General features: G+C 42.2%; 15 protein-coding genes. 7 read left to right on the top strand and 8 right to left on the bottom strand.

Annotation, left to right across the window (positions count from 1 at the left end; translation table 11 throughout):
• Positions 1-162: 162 nt before the first annotated feature.
• The 3 genes from fbaA (at position 163) to KHS38_RS04015 (ending at position 2,221) form a co-directional block, all read left to right on the top strand.
• The gene (gene fbaA, locus KHS38_RS04025) at positions 163-1,242 is read left to right on the top strand and encodes a class II fructose-bisphosphate aldolase (RefSeq protein WP_213487226.1); all 1,080 of its coding nucleotides are present in this window, start codon (positions 163-165) and stop codon (positions 1,240-1,242) included.
• 81 nt (positions 1,243-1,323) lie between these two features.
• Positions 1,324-1,836, top strand: a complete 513-nt coding sequence (locus tag KHS38_RS04020; protein WP_213487225.1) for a low affinity iron permease family protein — start codon at positions 1,324-1,326, stop codon at positions 1,834-1,836.
• Positions 1,790-2,221 carry a GNAT family N-acetyltransferase gene (locus KHS38_RS04015; protein WP_213487224.1) on the top strand — a complete coding sequence of 144 codons (432 nt, stop codon included), beginning with the start codon at positions 1,790-1,792 and terminating at the stop codon, positions 2,219-2,221. Before KHS38_RS04020 ends, KHS38_RS04015 begins: the two co-directional genes overlap by 47 nt.
• Before the next feature lie 75 nt (positions 2,222-2,296).
• Here the strand turns inward: KHS38_RS04015 and KHS38_RS04010 are convergent, their stop codons facing one another.
• The 4 genes from KHS38_RS04010 to KHS38_RS03995 all read right to left on the bottom strand — a co-directional run bounded on the left by KHS38_RS04010 (position 2,297) and on the right by KHS38_RS03995 (position 8,184).
• Positions 2,297-3,604 carry an NAD(P)/FAD-dependent oxidoreductase gene (locus KHS38_RS04010; RefSeq protein ID WP_213487223.1) on the bottom strand — a complete coding sequence of 436 codons (1,308 nt, stop codon included), beginning with the start codon at positions 3,602-3,604 and terminating at the stop codon, positions 2,297-2,299.
• Between the two features lie 93 nt (positions 3,605-3,697).
• Positions 3,698-6,661, bottom strand: coding sequence for a protein translocase subunit SecDF (secDF, locus tag KHS38_RS04005; RefSeq protein ID WP_213487222.1), 2,964 nt, complete (start codon positions 6,659-6,661; stop codon positions 3,698-3,700).
• Positions 6,662-6,767: 106 nt separating this feature from the next.
• The gene (locus KHS38_RS04000) at positions 6,768-7,256 is read right to left on the bottom strand and encodes a dihydrofolate reductase (protein ID WP_213487221.1); all 489 of its coding nucleotides are present in this window, start codon (positions 7,254-7,256) and stop codon (positions 6,768-6,770) included.
• A 106-nt stretch (positions 7,257-7,362) separates the two neighbouring features.
• Positions 7,363-8,184: a thymidylate synthase gene (locus tag KHS38_RS03995; RefSeq protein WP_213487220.1), complete on the bottom strand. Its 822-nt coding sequence runs from the start codon at positions 8,182-8,184 to the stop codon at positions 7,363-7,365.
• A 115-nt stretch (positions 8,185-8,299) separates the two neighbouring features.
• Here KHS38_RS03995 and ispE point away from each other — a divergent pair, with 115 nt between their 5' ends.
• On the top strand, positions 8,300-9,103 hold the full coding sequence (ispE, locus tag KHS38_RS03990) for a 4-(cytidine 5'-diphospho)-2-C-methyl-D-erythritol kinase (RefSeq protein WP_213487219.1): 804 nt from the start codon (positions 8,300-8,302) through the stop codon (positions 9,101-9,103).
• A gap of 8 nt (positions 9,104-9,111) precedes the next feature.
• Here the strand turns inward: ispE and KHS38_RS03985 are convergent, their stop codons facing one another.
• The 4 genes from KHS38_RS03985 to tgt all read right to left on the bottom strand — a co-directional run bounded on the left by KHS38_RS03985 (position 9,112) and on the right by tgt (position 13,442).
• Positions 9,112-9,399 (bottom strand): LapA family protein, encoded by a 288-nt coding sequence (locus tag KHS38_RS03985; protein ID WP_213487218.1) that lies wholly within the window; start codon positions 9,397-9,399, stop codon positions 9,112-9,114.
• An 848-nt stretch (positions 9,400-10,247) separates the two neighbouring features.
• On the bottom strand, positions 10,248-11,150 hold the full coding sequence (locus KHS38_RS03980) for a DMT family transporter (protein ID WP_213487217.1): 903 nt from the start codon (positions 11,148-11,150) through the stop codon (positions 10,248-10,250).
• A 52-nt stretch (positions 11,151-11,202) separates the two neighbouring features.
• Complete coding sequence (locus KHS38_RS03975; RefSeq protein WP_213487216.1) at positions 11,203-12,312, bottom strand: LptF/LptG family permease; 1,110 nt, start codon at positions 12,310-12,312, stop codon at positions 11,203-11,205.
• Positions 12,312-13,442, bottom strand: coding sequence for a tRNA guanosine(34) transglycosylase Tgt (gene tgt, locus KHS38_RS03970; protein ID WP_213487215.1), 1,131 nt, complete (start codon positions 13,440-13,442; stop codon positions 12,312-12,314). Before tgt ends, KHS38_RS03975 begins: the two co-directional genes overlap by 1 nt.
• Before the next feature lie 110 nt (positions 13,443-13,552).
• Between tgt and KHS38_RS03965 the strand changes: the two genes are divergently transcribed.
• The 3 genes from KHS38_RS03965 to rsmG are packed head-to-tail and all read left to right on the top strand — an operon-like array spanning position 13,553 to position 15,888.
• Positions 13,553-14,674 carry a glycosyltransferase gene (locus tag KHS38_RS03965; RefSeq protein WP_213487214.1) on the top strand — a complete coding sequence of 374 codons (1,122 nt, stop codon included), beginning with the start codon at positions 13,553-13,555 and terminating at the stop codon, positions 14,672-14,674.
• Positions 14,665-15,258 carry an RNA polymerase sigma factor gene (locus KHS38_RS03960; protein ID WP_213487213.1) on the top strand — a complete coding sequence of 198 codons (594 nt, stop codon included), beginning with the start codon at positions 14,665-14,667 and terminating at the stop codon, positions 15,256-15,258. The genes KHS38_RS03965 and KHS38_RS03960 overlap by 10 nt, the downstream gene beginning before the upstream one ends.
• 3 nt (positions 15,259-15,261) lie before the next feature.
• Positions 15,262-15,888, top strand: coding sequence for a 16S rRNA (guanine(527)-N(7))-methyltransferase RsmG (gene rsmG / locus KHS38_RS03955; protein ID WP_213487212.1), 627 nt, complete (start codon positions 15,262-15,264; stop codon positions 15,886-15,888).
• Positions 15,889-15,894: the final 6 nt, after the last annotated feature.

Here is a 15,894-nt window from a genome sequence, read left to right as displayed (position 1 = left end):
GTGCAAAGAAACAAAAAAATTAATTCAATTAATTGTTTGCTTACCGAATAGATAATTTGTTAGTCTATTTTGGTCGCATTAGGCTAAGTAACCAGAATAAGCACAACGGTTTATCGTATAAAGTATATTTTTCATACATTAGCCCCGAAATTTTAATTGCTCATGGAAATAAAAAACTATAAAGGCGTACTGCACGGCGAACAAGTGCAGGAGCTGTTTGAGGCTGCTAAAAAGCATCAGTTTGCTTTGCCAGCGGTAAACGTTATTGGTACTAACTCCATAAACGCTGTTATGGAAACGGCTAAAGCGGTTAATTCGCCGGTTATTATTCAGTTATCAAACGGTGGTGCGCAGTTTTATGCCGGTAAAACACTGGATAACTCTAAACTGCAAGCCTGCATTTTAGGTGCTGTATCAGCAGCTAAACACGTGCACCTGCTGGCTGAGCATTATGGTATAGCGGTAATTTTACATACCGACCATGCTGCTAAAAAATTGTTACCATGGATTGACGGCCTGCTTGAGCACGGCGAAAAACATTTTGCCGAAACTGGTAAACCATTATTCTCATCACACATGCTCGATTTATCTGAAGAGCCAATTGAAGAGAATATCGAAATATCTGCTCAGTACTTAGCCCGTATGGAAAAAATGGGCATGACGCTTGAAATTGAATTAGGCGTAACCGGCGGTGAAGAAGACGGCGTTGATAACAGCGACGTGGATAGCTCACGCTTATATACCCAGCCAGAAGAAGTTGCTTATGCTTATGAGCACTTATCAGCTGTTAGCCATCGTTTTACTGTAGCTGCTGCTTTCGGTAACGTACACGGCGTATACAAACCGGGTAACGTAAAATTACAACCGGTTATTCTGCACAACTCTCAGGAGTTCATCAAACAAAAATACAGCCTGCAAGCTGAGAAACCGATCAACTTCGTATTCCACGGTGGTTCTGGATCAAGCCAGGAAGAAATTCGCGAGGCTATCTCATACGGTGCCATCAAAATGAATATTGATACCGATATGCAGTGGGCATTCTGGGAAGGCATTAAAGATTACTATCAATCAAAAGAAGGTTATCTGCAAAGCCAGATCGGTAACCCTGAAGGTGAGGATTCTCCAAACAAAAAATATTACGATCCACGTGTATGGCTGCGTAAAGGCGAAGAAACTTTTGTTAAACGCTTAACTGCTGCTTTTGAGGACTTAAATTGCCTTGACGTACACAGCAAGCTTTAATCCTTATCTTTTTTGATATATTTAAAAGCGCCAATACCTTGTGTATAGGCGCTTTTTTTATTATAGCTAAAACTGATAGATATGTCGAAGAAAAACAGCGGAATTTTTGAACGTTTTGCCAACTGGGCTACCAATGCCACCGGCAGTTCAGCAGCCTTCATCTTAGCAGCACTGGTGGTAATTGTATGGGCTGTAACCGGTCCGGTATTTAAATATTCTGAAACCTGGCAGCTGGTTATCAATACAGGTACTACCATAATTACCTTTTTGATGGTATTTTTGATTCAGAAATCACAAAACAAGGATTCAAAAGCAGTGCATCTGAAGCTAAATGAGCTGATTGCAGCACATGAGGGAGCAAGTAACCGTATGGTGAATATCGAAGACTTAAGCGAAAAGGAATTGGAGCAGATACACCAGTTTTATGTGCGCTTATCGCAACTTGCAAAAAGCGAGGATAACCTGGGCTGTACCCATACCATTGATGCTGCAGACCTGAATCACGAAAATAAATCGGAACGAACTAAGCATACAACTATAAAAATCAATGAGTCAAAAAAAAATAGAAGTAAGGAAAGTAACAGCGCCGGCTGATCTGGAGCAGGTATTTGCTATCAGGAAAGAGGTGTTTGTGGTAGAGCAGGATTGCCCGCCTGAGCTGGAATGGGAATTTGAAGAAGAATCAAAGCACTTTTTAGCAACTGTTGATGGCGAGCCTGCCGGTGCATCGCGCTGGCGTAAAACAGAGAAAGGCTATAAGCTGGAGCGTTTTGCTGTATTAAAAGCATTTAGAGGACTTGGCGTAGGGCAGGCCTTGGTAAAGGCTGTTTTAAGCGATTTGCCGGCAGATGCTGATTACGTGTACCTTCATGCCCAAACAAAGGCGATGGGCCTTTACAGCAAGCTGGGATTCGAAACAACCGGGCCTGAGTTTGAAGAGGCGGGCATCAAACACTTTAAAATGATCTATAAAAAATAGAAGCAGACTTTTTTAATGAAAAAGGCTTCTGTAACGTTAGTTGCAGAAGCCTTTTTGTTTTTATGAGATTTACCGTTATGCTCTTGGCAAATCGGTAGGTACCGGTACCGGATCTTTCTTTGGTTTGGTTAAAATTAAGCGAGTGCCGCCGCTGTATGTAAAATAAGAGCCGAACCAGTTAACAAAGGCAACTACCTTGTTACGGAAACCGGCCATTAACAGCATGTGAACACCCATCCACATTACCCAGGCAAAAAAGCCTGCGGTTTTAAAGCTGCCAATGTCAGCTACGGCTTTATTTTTACCGATAACGGCCATAGAGCCTTTATCCCAGTATTTAAATGGTTCGGTAGGCTGTCCTTTAATAATACGCGCCAGGTTTTTACCTAATTGTTTACCTGCTTGCGATGCTACTGCACCTACCATCGGATGGCCTCTTTCCAGTTTCTCAGAAATCTCGGCAGCTACGTCGCCCACCGCGAAAACATTTTGATAACCTTTAGCGCGGCCAATGTTATCAACCTGAATACGGTTACCTCTAACTACCGATTCTCTGGCAATACCATCAGGTACCACACCGGCCACACCGGCCGACCAGATCACGTTTTTGGTTCTGATCACGCGACCACCTTCAAAGCTAATTTCGTCGCCGTTAAAGGTGTTTATTTTTACGCCGGTCATCACCTGTACACCCATGCTCTCTAATTGCTCCTGTGCCTTCTTTGAAGCTTTCTCTGACAACGGAGGTAGTACTCTTGGCATCATATCAACCAAATAGATGTTGAACTCATCTTTGTTTAAAGACGGGTATTCTCTTGGTAATACTTTATTTCTGATTTCGGCAACAGCACCAGCCAGCTCAACACCGGTAGGGCCTGCACCTGCGAATACAAAGTTCAGGTAAGGCTCACGCTCTTCGCGGGTAGTTCTTAAGGTAGCTTCTTCCAGGCTTTGCAGTATTCTTGATTTTAAGTTTAAAGCTTCAACGGTGCTTTTCATCGGCATGGCGTTGGCTTCAATCTCTTTATTACCAAAGTAGTTGGTATTGGCACCGGTAGCAATTACTAGGTAATCATATGTAATGGTGCCTAAATTAGTTTCGATAGTATTGGTTTCCGGGCTAACTTTTGTAACCTCGGTCATTCTGAACTCGAAGTTTTTCTGGCCCGCAAACATTTTGCGTAAAGGGTAGGATACAGTATCTGGTTCTAAAGTTCCGGTTGCTACCTGATACAGCAGCGGTTGAAAAATATGGTAGTTGTTTCTGTCGAGTAACAGAACTTCTGCTTCTGCATCTTTCAGACCTTTGGCAACTTCTATACCGCCAAAGCCTCCGCCTATGATTACTATTTTTGGAAATTTGGAATTTACGGGTGCATCCATAACTATATGAGTTTTTGTTGAAGTGATGTCTGTGTTAGTAACAAAAAAGGCTTCAAATGTTCTTTGAAGCCTTTTGTAAAAATTTATATATTCTTAATTAAGCTTCTTGCCGCCAAAATCTAACATAACAGGAGTAGCTACGCAGATTGACGAGTAAGTACCGAAGCATACGCCTACCAGTAAGGCAAACGAGAAACCACGGATTACATCGCCGCCAAAGATAAACAATACAATCAAAACAAATACAACAGTTAATGCAGTAATTATAGTACGGCTTAATGTGCTGTTGATTGCATCGTTAACCACTACAGCCGGATCGTCGGTTTTAGCGTGGCGTAAGTGCAGGAACTCACGGATACGGTCAAACACAACCACGGTATCGTTAATTGAGTAACCAATAACGGTCAGGATAGCTGCGATGAAAGCTTGGTCGATATCCAGTGCGAATGGTAATATGCCGTTAAACAAAGAGAAGAACGACAATACCAGCAATGCATCGTGTGCGGTAGCAACCATTGCACCTAAGCTGAACTGCCATCTGCGGAAACGGATAAGGATGTATGCCGAAATAACAATGATGGCAATGATTACCGTCCAGATTGCTGATTGTTTAATATCATTAGCAATGGTTGGACCTACCTTTTGTGAACTCAGGATTTTGTATTGCGGAGACACTTTTGCCAAACCTGAACGTAAAGTCGCTTCAACTTTATCATCAGCAGCTGATGAGTTATCATCAATCATGTAGTTGGTAGTGATACGTACCTGGTTTTTGCCACCGAACGATTTAACTTCTGATTTACCTTTACCTAAAGTTTGATCGATAGCATCGCGTACATTCTCGGTGCTGGCTGCAGTTTCATAACGAACCACGTAGGTACGGCCGCCCTGGAAATCCACACCGTAGCTAAAGCCGCGGGTAAACATAGATACGATACCAGCCAGGATGAAGATACCTGACAAGGCATAGAACTTAAAGCGGTTTTTAACAAAACCAAAGTTTGAATTTTTGAACAGGTTAGAGCTCCATGGGTTCGAGAATTTGATCTCCATGTTTTTGTCCAGCATCCACTCAAAAATCAATCTTGAGATTAACAGTGAACAGAACAGGGAGGTTGCAATACCGATCATCAACGTGGTAGCAAAACCCTGGATAGGGCCAGTACCAAACAGGAACAGGATTAAACCGGTTAAGAAAGTACTGATCTGAGAATCGAGGATTGATGATAATGCGTGTTTGAAACCATCGGCAATAGCCAAACGCAGCGTTTTGCCTAATGCCAATTCTTCACGTACACGTTCATAAATCAGTACGTTGGCATCTACCGATATACCTACCGTAAGTACGATACCGGCAATACCTGGCAGCGTTAATACTGCACCGATACTGGTTAATACGCCCATCAGGAAAAAAACGTTCACAAATACCGCGATGTCAGCAACGGTACCGGCACGGTTGTAATAGAACACCATGAACACCAGTACAACTGCTAAACCAACAGCACATGAAGTTAAACCTGCAGTAATTGCTTCCTGGCCTAATGAAGGGCCAACAATGGCTTCTTCAACAATGCGGGCAGGAGCAGGTAAGCGACCAGCTTTTAAAACGTTTGCCAAATCTTTGGTTTCATCCTGGGTAAAGTTACCGCTGATAGATGAACGGCCACCTGCAATCTCGTTACTTACACGCGGAGCAGATACAACGTTTTCATCTAACACAATGGCGATAGCACGGTTATCGTTTTCGTCGCCAGGGTTGCCAGCTGCCTCACGGGTAACGTTTCTCCAGGTTTTAGCACCGTCAGAATTCATTTCCATGCTTACTTCCCAGCCACCTTGAGTTTGGTCCATATCGCTTTTCGCGTCGGTAACCATTTCGCCGCTTAATACAGGGCCATTCTCTGCACCTGAAAGTTTAATGGCATACAGTGGGATAGATTTATTTTTTTCGTCTGCTTTAGAACCCCAAAGTAATCTTAGGTTTTGTGGCAACACGGCAGCAACCTCTTCGGTACGCAGCATGGCGTTGATTTTTGCAGTATCACTTACAGATGCAGAGCCTACAACCGGACCAGGTACTAACTGCGCCTGACCGTTCTGGCCTTGATAAATCGCCGGAGTAAGTACAGCAAATAACGGGTTTTGCTCAGCAGCTTGTGCTTTGCCTTTTAAACCGGTGGTATCTTTACCGGCAGTTTTAGCTTTGCTCAGTAATGAACCTGCTGATTTGGTAGTATCGTTAGCAGCGGTAGCTTGTGCAGCGGTGTCTTTTTTAGCTGTTTTGTTTTTAGCAGCCAGGATGCCGTTGATGTTACCTAACATTTGATATACTTCGCCGTTCTCGTAAGTAGCGTAAAACTCCAGCTTGGCCGAACCTTGCAACAGTTTACGAACACGCTCTTTGTTTGATTCAGATACACCTGGCAGCTCAATCAGAATGCGGTTGGTGCCGGTTTGTAACTGAATGTTAGGAGAGGCTACGCCAAACTTATCAATACGGTTGCGCAGGATGTTGAATGACTGGCCTACCGCAGTGTTAGCCTGGTTTCTTAAATAAGATTCAACCTGGCTGTTGCTGGCGTCAAATTTCAGTTGGCTTTGATTGGACTGGGTAGCGAAAACAGGAGCAAGCTTGCCGTTAGGGCTCAGCTTTTTGTATTCCCGCATAAAAATGTCAATGTAATTGTCCGGACTGGTGCGTGCAACTACATCAGCATTGTGCAGCGCCTGATTGAATGTAGCATCTGGATTGTTGTTGGCCAGTGAACGGATCAGCTCGCTCAACGAGATCTGCATAGTTACGTTCATACCGCCTTTCAAGTCCAAACCTAAGGCCAGTTCGCGATCTTTACAATACTGGTAGCTGTGTTTAAACACCGGGTACACCGGTTGGTTAGAAATGGAATCCAGATAAGCTGTTTCTTTTTCAGCGTTGCCTTTTGCATACGCTCTGGCATCTTCTTCAACGCTCCTGGTTACCCAGGTAAACGAAAGCTGATACAAGCAAACCAAAGCCAGCAGTACAGCCAAAAATTTAATAACCCCTTTACCTTGCATGGTAGTCTAAATGTAAATTAATTAGTTTATAAGCATTTTAAAATAAGACGGCAAATCTAATAAAATTTCGCAACCATAAGATTTTAATTAAAACAAAATAAAGTCGTTACCTGTTGCCGCGGTCGAGTATGATGAATGAATAGGGAAGCGGGTTTTTGTCGTCGGGTTCAGAATCTGTCCGGCTGGTTTCCTGCCATTCGTCCGGGTTTAGCTCCGGGAAAAAGGTGTCGGCATCAAATTCCTTATGTACTATGGTAAGATAAATGCGGTTAGTTAGGGGAAGGGCCTGCTGGTAGATTTCGGCGCCGCCACCAATAAAAACCTCTTCATCGTTCTGGCACAGGGCCAGTCCCATCTCCAGCGAGTTTACCACTTCGCATCCTTCAATTTTTATAGGCTGCCGGGTTACAATGATGTTGCGCCGTTTAGGCAGCGGTTTGCCTATGGAATCAAAAGTTTTGCGGCCCATAATGATGGTATGGCCCGCGGTGGTTTCTTTAAAAAACTTCAAATCAGCCGGCAGGTGCCAAAGTAGCTGGTTGTTTTTGCCAATAGCGTTATTTTCGCCTGTGGCTACGATAATGGATACGGTCATAGGTTAAGTAGTTTAATGGTTAATTGATAAGCAGACTGAATGTTGTTTCGAACGATAGAGGCTTTTAATGGAATCAAATTCTATCGTTCGAAACATTAAATTATCACTACACCGCTACTACACCTTTAATATGTGGCCACGGGTCGTAATTTTCCAGTGTGAAATCTTCGTACTTAAAATCAAAGATGTTTTTCACATCCGGGTTGATTTTCATGACAGGCAGCGGGCGGGGTTCGCGGCTTAGTTGCAGGTTAGCTTGCTCGATGTGGTTGTTGTACAAATGCGCATCGCCGAAGGTGTGAATAAATTCTCCCGGCTCAAGGTTGCAAACCTGGGCCATCATCATAGTAAGCAAAGCATAGGATGCAATGTTAAATGGCACACCTAAAAAAATGTCTGCACTGCGTTGGTATAGCTGGCATGATAGCCTGCCGCGTGTTTCGCCTTTGGTGACGTCCGGCGGCGCTACATAAAACTGGAACATGGTATGGCAGGGTGGAAGGGCCATCTGATTAACATCGGCCACGTTCCAGGCTGAAACCATGATGCGGCGCGAATCGGGGTTGGTTTTAAGCTGGTTTACAACCTGACTGATCTGATCAATATGACTGCCATCTGGCGTAGGCCAGGAGCGCCACTGGTAACCGTATACAGGCCCCAGGTTGCCGTCGGCATCTGCCCACTCATCCCATATACGCACTCCGTTATCTTTAAGGTATTTAATGTTGGTATCGCCCTGTAAAAACCAGATAAGCTCATGAATAATGGATTTCAAGTGCAGTTTTTTTGTGGTAACCAGCGGGAAGCCTTCCTGTAAATTAAAACGCAGCTGATGGCCAAATATGCTGATGGTGCCAGTGCCGGTACGATCGTGTTTTTGAGCGCCGTTTTCTAACACGTGGCGCATTAAGTCAAGATATTGTTTCATGGTATCAAGCCGGTAATAAAGGCCGCATTTTTAAATGCATGCAATTGCAAAGAAAATTAATCTAATTTTGGTTTCCTACTGATGTGTGTAAAATTCGGTAAACTGAATACTTTTTATGATTATCTTTCCTAACGCTAAAATCAATATCGGGTTAAATGTAACCGAGCGTCGTGCTGACGGCTATCATAATCTGGAAACAATATTTTATCCCATTCAGTTAAAGGATGCCCTGGAGGTGGTTGAAAGCGGAGAGGTGCAATTTACATCATCGGGTATCATCATACCAGGAAGTAGTGAACATAACCTATGCCTGAAAGCTTACCAATTATTAAAAAAGGATTTTGATTTACCACCGGTAAAAATTCATTTGCACAAACATATCCCGATTGGCGCTGGCCTTGGTGGTGGATCGGCCGATGCTGCTTTCTTTATAAGGCTCGTTAACCAGCAATTTAATCTTGAACTAACCAGCGATGATATGATGGGCTATGCCCGGCAGCTGGGTGCGGATTGTGCTTTCTTTGTTGATAACAAACCAACCTTTGCGTTTGAAAAAGGGGATAAGTTCGAACCCGTTGAATTAAATCTGTCCGCCTATCATCTGGTGCTGGTAATGCCGCCGGTACATGTGTCTACCGCCGAAGCTTATGGTGGCATTAAACCACAGCCCATTGCTGCCTCTTTAAAAGATTTGATACAGCTGCCCATAACAGAATGGCGGCATCATATTAAGAATGATTTTGAACAACATATTTTTCAAAACCACCCAGCTATAGCGGATGTGAAAACGGCACTATATAATGCCGGTGCATTGTATGCAAGCATGAGCGGGAGCGGGGCTTCTGTTTTTGGTATTTTTAGTGAAAAGCCGGATGTGGCATTGCTCGAAAAAAGTAACCAGGTTTATTATAATCTATAAGTCGTTGCTTAACTAATATATTCCCTATCCTCATCACTTAGTGTATCTGACCTGCGTGGGTCTGTGTTTTCTACATTACTAATAGGAGAGTTCTCATCATTGCTTTTTCTTCTTTTAGGGCGGCTCACTAACACGCCTACCAAAAATCCACCAACCGAAGCGGAAGTCAGCACTGCAACCTTCGCTAATTTAACCGGTACAAAAAAGATAGTAAATACAGCCTCATCCGTATTCTGTACAATCAGGATAGTAAGGCAGATAGTAATTACCAAGGATACGAGTGTTCGAAAACTCATCTTTAAATTTCTAATTTTTTCTGATACTAAGATGCAGGTTTTTTGGCGTTGCCCAAAGTCGATTCAATTTATATCTGCACTTCATTCAATCATTCTTTCTTGTCTTTTTATATACTCATTCAAGGTGCAAACAGATTTATCTTAGTGTAGGGTGGGTATTTATATTGATAGATGTATATACAATTATTATAAAATTCTGCTCACATACCATTACACTATGTCCGCATGATTCTAAATTTTTAATTAAAGAGAATTTACTTTAATAAAAGCAATTTATTATTCTGAAAAACAAAGATTTATAGTATTAAAATTTATTAAAAATTCCTATTTACTAATTTTATTAGTTTTATTTAACATGTAAGTTGTATTTGACGTATACCAAAATTTTATATGTTTATTTTAATTAGCTAATATTCAGATTATTGTATGTCAGTTTATGTAGCTTTCAATGTGGATGTGAATTGGTTTTCCTTGCTTTATATAGTGATCATTAATAAATTTTAGAAGTTTGTGTATAACACTAAGCAGATTTGCAAATTTATCGAAATCGACCTTTGGCTCTTGATTGTGTATTGGATCCGGAAAAATTTAAATACGCTTAGAAGGCATTTAAATTCATTTTACAAGGGGTGTGGTAGCGTTATATTGAGATTTAAATAGGTGTTGAATTTATGTCAACCGTTGCAGATGCCAGGTCATTCAATGATATCAATATTTAGATAAGAGTCCTTATTGTAAGTTTACTTAAGAATGTTAAGGACAAAAAAATACCGTATTCAATGGCTGTATAACTGCCTAAATACGGTATTCTTTAGAAGGTAAAAAGAGGTTATTATCCTAATGGGGTATTATCTATTGCTTTTATATTGTCTTATTTGCTTCTGAGCAACTGGGAAAAGAAAGATGGTTGACAGGATCAGTATGGCTCCACCCCAAAAACCTAAGCTCATGGTGTGCATATCGCCAAAGAACATAAATGCCATGATAATGCCGTATACAGGCTCCAAATTAGTGATCAGGGCTACCTTAAAAGCAGATAATTCGCGCATTACTGATACTCCTGCTACATAAGCCAGTGAGGTACAGATGGTTCCTAAGATGATCAGGTAGCCAATGTCAGTGTTTTTTGGGAAGGAAAGTTGGTTGAATCCACCCGAAAAAAGCATGTAAAGGGATATCCATATGAATGCGCCAATTAACTCATAAAAGGCTATTACCGGAGGCTGAAGCTTTTTAACCTGTCTGGAGTTGATTATAGAAAATAAACTGGCAAAGCAGGCGCTTAATAAACCCATAATGATCCCCAAAGTGTACTGAGTTTCAAATTTAAAGATCAAAACAATGCCTGCAATGATAAATATGCCTGCCAGTATCTCCAATTTAGAAATAGGCTTTTTGTTAATGATGGGTTCAAAAATTGCCGTAAAAAGCGTGATAGATGAAAGGCATACCAAGGTTACCGAAACGGTTGAAACTTTGATGGCCTGAAAGAATAAGATCCAGTGCCCACCCACTAAGGCTCCGGTAAAAATTAGCTTCAATAAACTGTTGCGGCTAATCTTAAACGCCGTTTTATTGAACTTAAAGTATAAAAACAGCGTGCAAAAAGCAATCAGTACCCGGTACCAAACCAGGTTAACGGCAGTAATAGTAATAAGCTTGCCTAATATGCCTGTAAAGCCCCATATAAAAACTGTAAAATGTAAGATCAGCAGGTTTTTATTAAGCTGACTACCTGCGGGTTGTTCCATAAAATGTAGTGAGTGTTGGTCGAAATATAATTTTGATAGGATGTAACTTTGCTTATTTAGGCGCTTTGCGCAGTAAATAATAGCCTAATAAGCCAAAAACAACATTAGGTACAAAGGCTGCAATGATAGGTGGAAGGTTGGCTTTCAGCGAAAAAACACTGGCAAAGCGGTCTACAACGATATATAAAAAACACATGAATATGCCGATACCTAAAGGCAGACCAATCCCTCCCCTCACCTTGCGGGAAGAGAGCGAGACGCCAATCAGCGTCAATACATAACACGAAAAAGGCGAAATAAAGCGGTGGTACAACTCTAGTTCCAGGTCAACAAGCCTGCCTGTGCCCCTGATTTTCTCTTTTTCAATGGCCTTGCTCAGTTCTGAGGTAGACATTGCCCGGTAAATATTGGTGTTGATATCGCGCTGTTCTTCAAAATCGCTTGGGCGCATGTCAAGCACCGTATCTTTTTTGGAGCCCGTAACCCATTGTTCCTTTAGTCCGTTCACGTACCTGACCTGGAAGTCCTGTATCGACCACACGTGTTTTAATGAGTCATAAACAATGGATTGAGCAGTTAATTTCTCTTTCATCTCATCGCCGTCAAACTTTTCAAGCGTAAAATTATAGCCCTTGTGAACGATGTTGTCATAGTTCTGCAGGTAGATAAACGTGCGTTTGTCCAGCTGCATATGTACCTCTTTAAGGGTAGGGTCGTTGCTGTTATTATACGTTCTTTCGAAGGTTACACTCAGGTTGTTGGTAAAAGGAATAAAGTAAATGTTACCAAAAAAGAAAATAACGAACAGTATACTGGATGCCAGGAAATAGGGCCACAAAAAGCGGTTGAAGCTCACTTTTCCGCTGAGTATAGGCACAATTTCGGTTTGATTAGCCATTTTGGCCGTAAAGAAAATAACGGCCAAAAAGTTAATGAGCGGGAAAAGTATATTGGCATAATAAGGCAGGTAGCCGCCATAGTACTGAAAAACAACCGCCCGCAGGGGTGCCTGTGTTTTTAAAAAGTCGTCAAGATGTTCGGATACGTCGAAAACCACGATGATAACCAGAAAGATAGACAGGGTAAACGCAAAGGTGCTGAGATATTTACCTATGATGTACCTGTCGATGGTTTTAACGAACCGGTTGATGAACTTAAACATTAAAGGCGTTGGGCTAATTGTTTAACCATTTTTTCTTTCCAACTGTAAAACTCGCCGGATATTATCTTTTCACGTGCCTGGGTAACCAGCCATAAATAAAAATGCAGGTTATGCAGGCTCGCAATCTGTGCGCCCAGCATCTCGCCCGATGTGATCAGGTGGCGTAGGTAGGCTTTGGAATGCTCGCGGTCAACCCATAAATCGCTATCAGCATCAATAGGGCTAAAGTCGTTTTTCCATTTTTCGTTACGCATGTTGATGATGCCGTTGGCTGTAAACAGCAAGCCGTGCCGGGCATTGCGTGTTGGCATAACACAATCAAACATATCTACGCCTAAAGCAATATTTTCCAGTATGTTAACCGGTGTACCTACGCCCATTAGGTAACGTGGTTTTTGCTCGGGTAGTATGTTGCAAACCAATTCGGTCATGGCATACATTTCTTCGGCTGGTTCGCCTACCGATAGGCCACCAATGGCGTTGCCCTCGCGCTCAAAAGAAGCAATTACCTCGGCTGATTTTACACGCAGATCTTTATAAACCGACCCTTGCACAATAGGGAACAAAGTTTGGCTATAACCATATTTAGGTTCCGTGCTGTCAAAACGGTCGCAGCAGCGTTTAAGCCAGCGGTGCGTCATCTCTATAGATTTGCGTGCGTAATGATAATCACAGGGGTAGGGAGTGCATTCATCGAAAGCCATAATGATATCAGCACCGATAACGCGCTGGATATCCATAGCCGATTCGGGCGTGAACAGGTGTTTGGATCCGTCGATGTGTGAGCGGAAAGTTACCCCTTCTTCCTTTATCTTGCGTACTTGGGTCAGCGAGTAAACCTGGTAGCCACCACTGTCAGTTAAAATGGGTTTATCCCAGCCGTTAAATTTATGCAGGCCGCCAGCTTGTTCCAATGTATTTAACCCGGGGCGAAGGTAAAGGTGATAGGTATTGCCCAAGATGATCTGGGCCTTAATATCGTCTTTCAGTTCTTGTTGATGTACAGCCTTTACAGTGCCTGCTGTACCCACGGGCATAAAAATGGGCGTTTGTATAACGCCATGATCTGTAGTGATTTCGCCGGCACGTGCCTTTGAAAGTTTATCTTGTGCAGTTAATTTAAATTTCATCTTTAATCTGCAAAATTAACAAATAAGCGGGTACACTGGTTGATAATTTTAGGTGCGGCATTTTTCGCTTAATTTTAACACCTTTGCAGCATAAAAATTCCCTGTAAAATTTGGAAGCTTATATACCCCAAGCATTATTTATTCTATTTGTAATTTGTTTTTTAATACAGCTATGTTATCTGCTAATCAGGCTGCGGCTGTTTGCTGCTTACACGGTGCCGGCCAAGGAGTTATCGACGGCTGTTATACCTGTTTCTGTAATCATCAGCGCACGTAACGAAGCAGAAAATCTGCAAAAATTTTTACCGGCTATATTGCAGCAGGAATATCCTGAATTTGAGGTAGTTGTAGTGGACGACTGCTCTGTTGATGAATCACATCATATCTTATTGGAATTCAGTAAAAACCATCCGCATTTGAAAATCGTTAGTGTAACAGAGCATCGCCGGTTTAAAACCGGAAAAAAATTCGCCTTAACGATGGGTATAAAAGCCGCGAAATACGAACATCTGCTATTTACGGATGCTGATTGCCAGCCAGCCTCTGCCCATTGGGTGGCCCGTATGGCCGGCAACTTTTCGGGCAATACCGAAATTGTTTTGGGGTATTCGCCTTATATCAAAGAGCGTGGGTTTATCAATGCATTTGTAAGGTTTGAAACCCTCCGTACAGCTATTAATTATTTTTCGGCCGCATTGGCACGTAATGCTTACATGGGTATAGGTAGAAACCTGGCTTATACCAAATCCTTATTTTTTAAAAATAAAGGCTTTGCGTCTCACCTGCATGTAATGGCAGGGGATGATGACCTGTTTGTAAACCAAAACGCAACGCCCGTGAATACTGTAATTGAGGTGCATCCAGATGCTTTTACCTTTAGTGAATCTAAGCGTACTTTCCGATCCTTTTTCAGGCAAAAAAAACGCCATATGGGGGTAGGTGGTTTGTATAAAAACAAACACCGCCGTCTGTTAAGCGCTGAAGCATTATCTGGATTTTTATTTTATGTAACATTAGGTATCTTGCTGTATTTCAATACTCAGTTGCTTGTTTTGGCAGGTGCCTATTTGGTGCGGTTAATAACCCAGTTGGTTATTTACCAGAAATCAGCCGGTAAGCTTAGCGGTAGCAAGCTATTATGGTTTTTGCCGTTTTTTGATTTGATATACTATGTGTATCTGAATGTATTTGGATTAGTAGGAACTTTTATAAAAACTACGCAATGGAAGTAAATGCCAACTTTACCCCGAACGCTAAAAATGATTTCATGCTGGTGCAAAAAGCCCGTGAAGGAAATCAGAAAGCTTATGCCGATTTGATGCAGCGTTATAAAGATTCAATATACTTTATGTCGCTCAAAATGGTGAACAACAAGGAGGATGCCATGGATATCACGGTTGAAACCTTTGCCAAGGCCTTTGAAAAGCTGGACAAGTACCAGCCCGAATATGCTTTCAGTACCTGGCTCTTCCGGGTGGCTACCAATAATTGCATCGATTTTTTACGCAAGAAAAAATTGAACACGGTATCGATCAATAACATGATGGATGAAGAGGATGACCGCCCGCTGCAAATCAAAGCAGATGTGCTGAACCCGGAAGAAACTTCCATCAAAAAGCAACAATCAACAGAGCTTAAACTGTTGATTGAAAGTTTGCCGCCAAGGTATCGTAACTTGTTAACTTTAAGGTATTTCGATGAGTTATCTTATGAAGAAATTGCACAGCAGCTCGACCTTCCTTTAGGTACGGTAAAAGCACAGTTGTTCCGTGCAAAATATCTTTTAGGAAACATCATCAATCGTATGGACAGATAATACATGGGTATAGAACTTTTACTTAAATACTTTCCCGAAATTACGGCAAAGCAACAGGAGCAGTATGCGCAGCTTGCCAGGCTTTATGGATATTGGAACAGCCAGATCAACGTCGTATCCCGCAAGGATATGGATTCGCTATATGAACGGCATGTGCTGCACTCGTTAGGTATAGCCAAGGTGATGAAATTTTTGCCTGGCGAACAGGTGTTGGATGTGGGTACTGGCGGTGGTTTTCCAGGCGTGCCGCTGGCTATTATGTTTCCGGAAACTAACTTCCATCTGGTCGATTCCATTGGTAAAAAAATCAAGGTAGTGCAGGAGGTGGCCAGCGCATTAGGGTTGCAAAACTTAAAAGCCACGCATAGCCGTGCCGAGCAGGTGTCGGGTAAGTTCGACTTTGTGGTATCGCGGGCGGTTACCCAGCTTAAAGATTTTTACCCTTGGGTGAAGGATAAGTTCAGTAAAAAATCAGCGAACAGACTGGCCAATGGTATACTGTACCTGAAAGGGGGAGATCTGCAGCAGGAGATTGCCGAATCGGGTTTAGCAGTACAGCAATTTTACCTGAAAGATTATTTTGCAGAAGAGTTTTTTGAAACTAAGCAGGTGATCTATGTAAAAGGTTAATGAGTG

Origin of the sequence: Mucilaginibacter sp. Bleaf8 (genome assembly GCF_018390515.1) — a bacterium.
In the GTDB taxonomy this organism is placed as follows: Bacteria; Bacteroidota; Bacteroidia; order Sphingobacteriales; family Sphingobacteriaceae; genus Mucilaginibacter.
This window is presented reverse-complemented; position numbering and strand designations above follow the sequence as displayed.

Coding starts and splice junctions, on each gene's coding strand:
- fbaA (WP_213487226.1), top strand. CDS start 163: ATGGAAATAAAAAACTATAAAGGCGTACTGCACGGCGAACAAGTGCAG.
- KHS38_RS04020 (WP_213487225.1), top strand. CDS start 1,324: ATGTCGAAGAAAAACAGCGGAATTTTTGAACGTTTTGCCAACTGGGCT.
- KHS38_RS04015 (WP_213487224.1), top strand. CDS start 1,790: ATGAGTCAAAAAAAAATAGAAGTAAGGAAAGTAACAGCGCCGGCTGAT.
- KHS38_RS04010 (WP_213487223.1), bottom strand. CDS start 3,604: ATGGATGCACCCGTAAATTCCAAATTTCCAAAAATAGTAATCATAGGC.
- secDF (WP_213487222.1), bottom strand. CDS start 6,661: ATGCAAGGTAAAGGGGTTATTAAATTTTTGGCTGTACTGCTGGCTTTG.
- KHS38_RS04000 (WP_213487221.1), bottom strand. CDS start 7,256: ATGACCGTATCCATTATCGTAGCCACAGGCGAAAATAACGCTATTGGC.
- KHS38_RS03995 (WP_213487220.1), bottom strand. CDS start 8,184: ATGAAACAATATCTTGACTTAATGCGCCACGTGTTAGAAAACGGCGCT.
- ispE (WP_213487219.1), top strand. CDS start 8,300: ATGATTATCTTTCCTAACGCTAAAATCAATATCGGGTTAAATGTAACC.
- KHS38_RS03985 (WP_213487218.1), bottom strand. CDS start 9,399: ATGAGTTTTCGAACACTCGTATCCTTGGTAATTACTATCTGCCTTACT.
- KHS38_RS03980 (WP_213487217.1), bottom strand. CDS start 11,150: ATGGAACAACCCGCAGGTAGTCAGCTTAATAAAAACCTGCTGATCTTA.
- KHS38_RS03975 (WP_213487216.1), bottom strand. CDS start 12,312: ATGTTTAAGTTCATCAACCGGTTCGTTAAAACCATCGACAGGTACATC.
- tgt (WP_213487215.1), bottom strand. CDS start 13,442: ATGAAATTTAAATTAACTGCACAAGATAAACTTTCAAAGGCACGTGCC.
- KHS38_RS03960 (WP_213487213.1), top strand. CDS start 14,665: ATGGAAGTAAATGCCAACTTTACCCCGAACGCTAAAAATGATTTCATG.
- rsmG (WP_213487212.1), top strand. CDS start 15,262: ATGGGTATAGAACTTTTACTTAAATACTTTCCCGAAATTACGGCAAAG.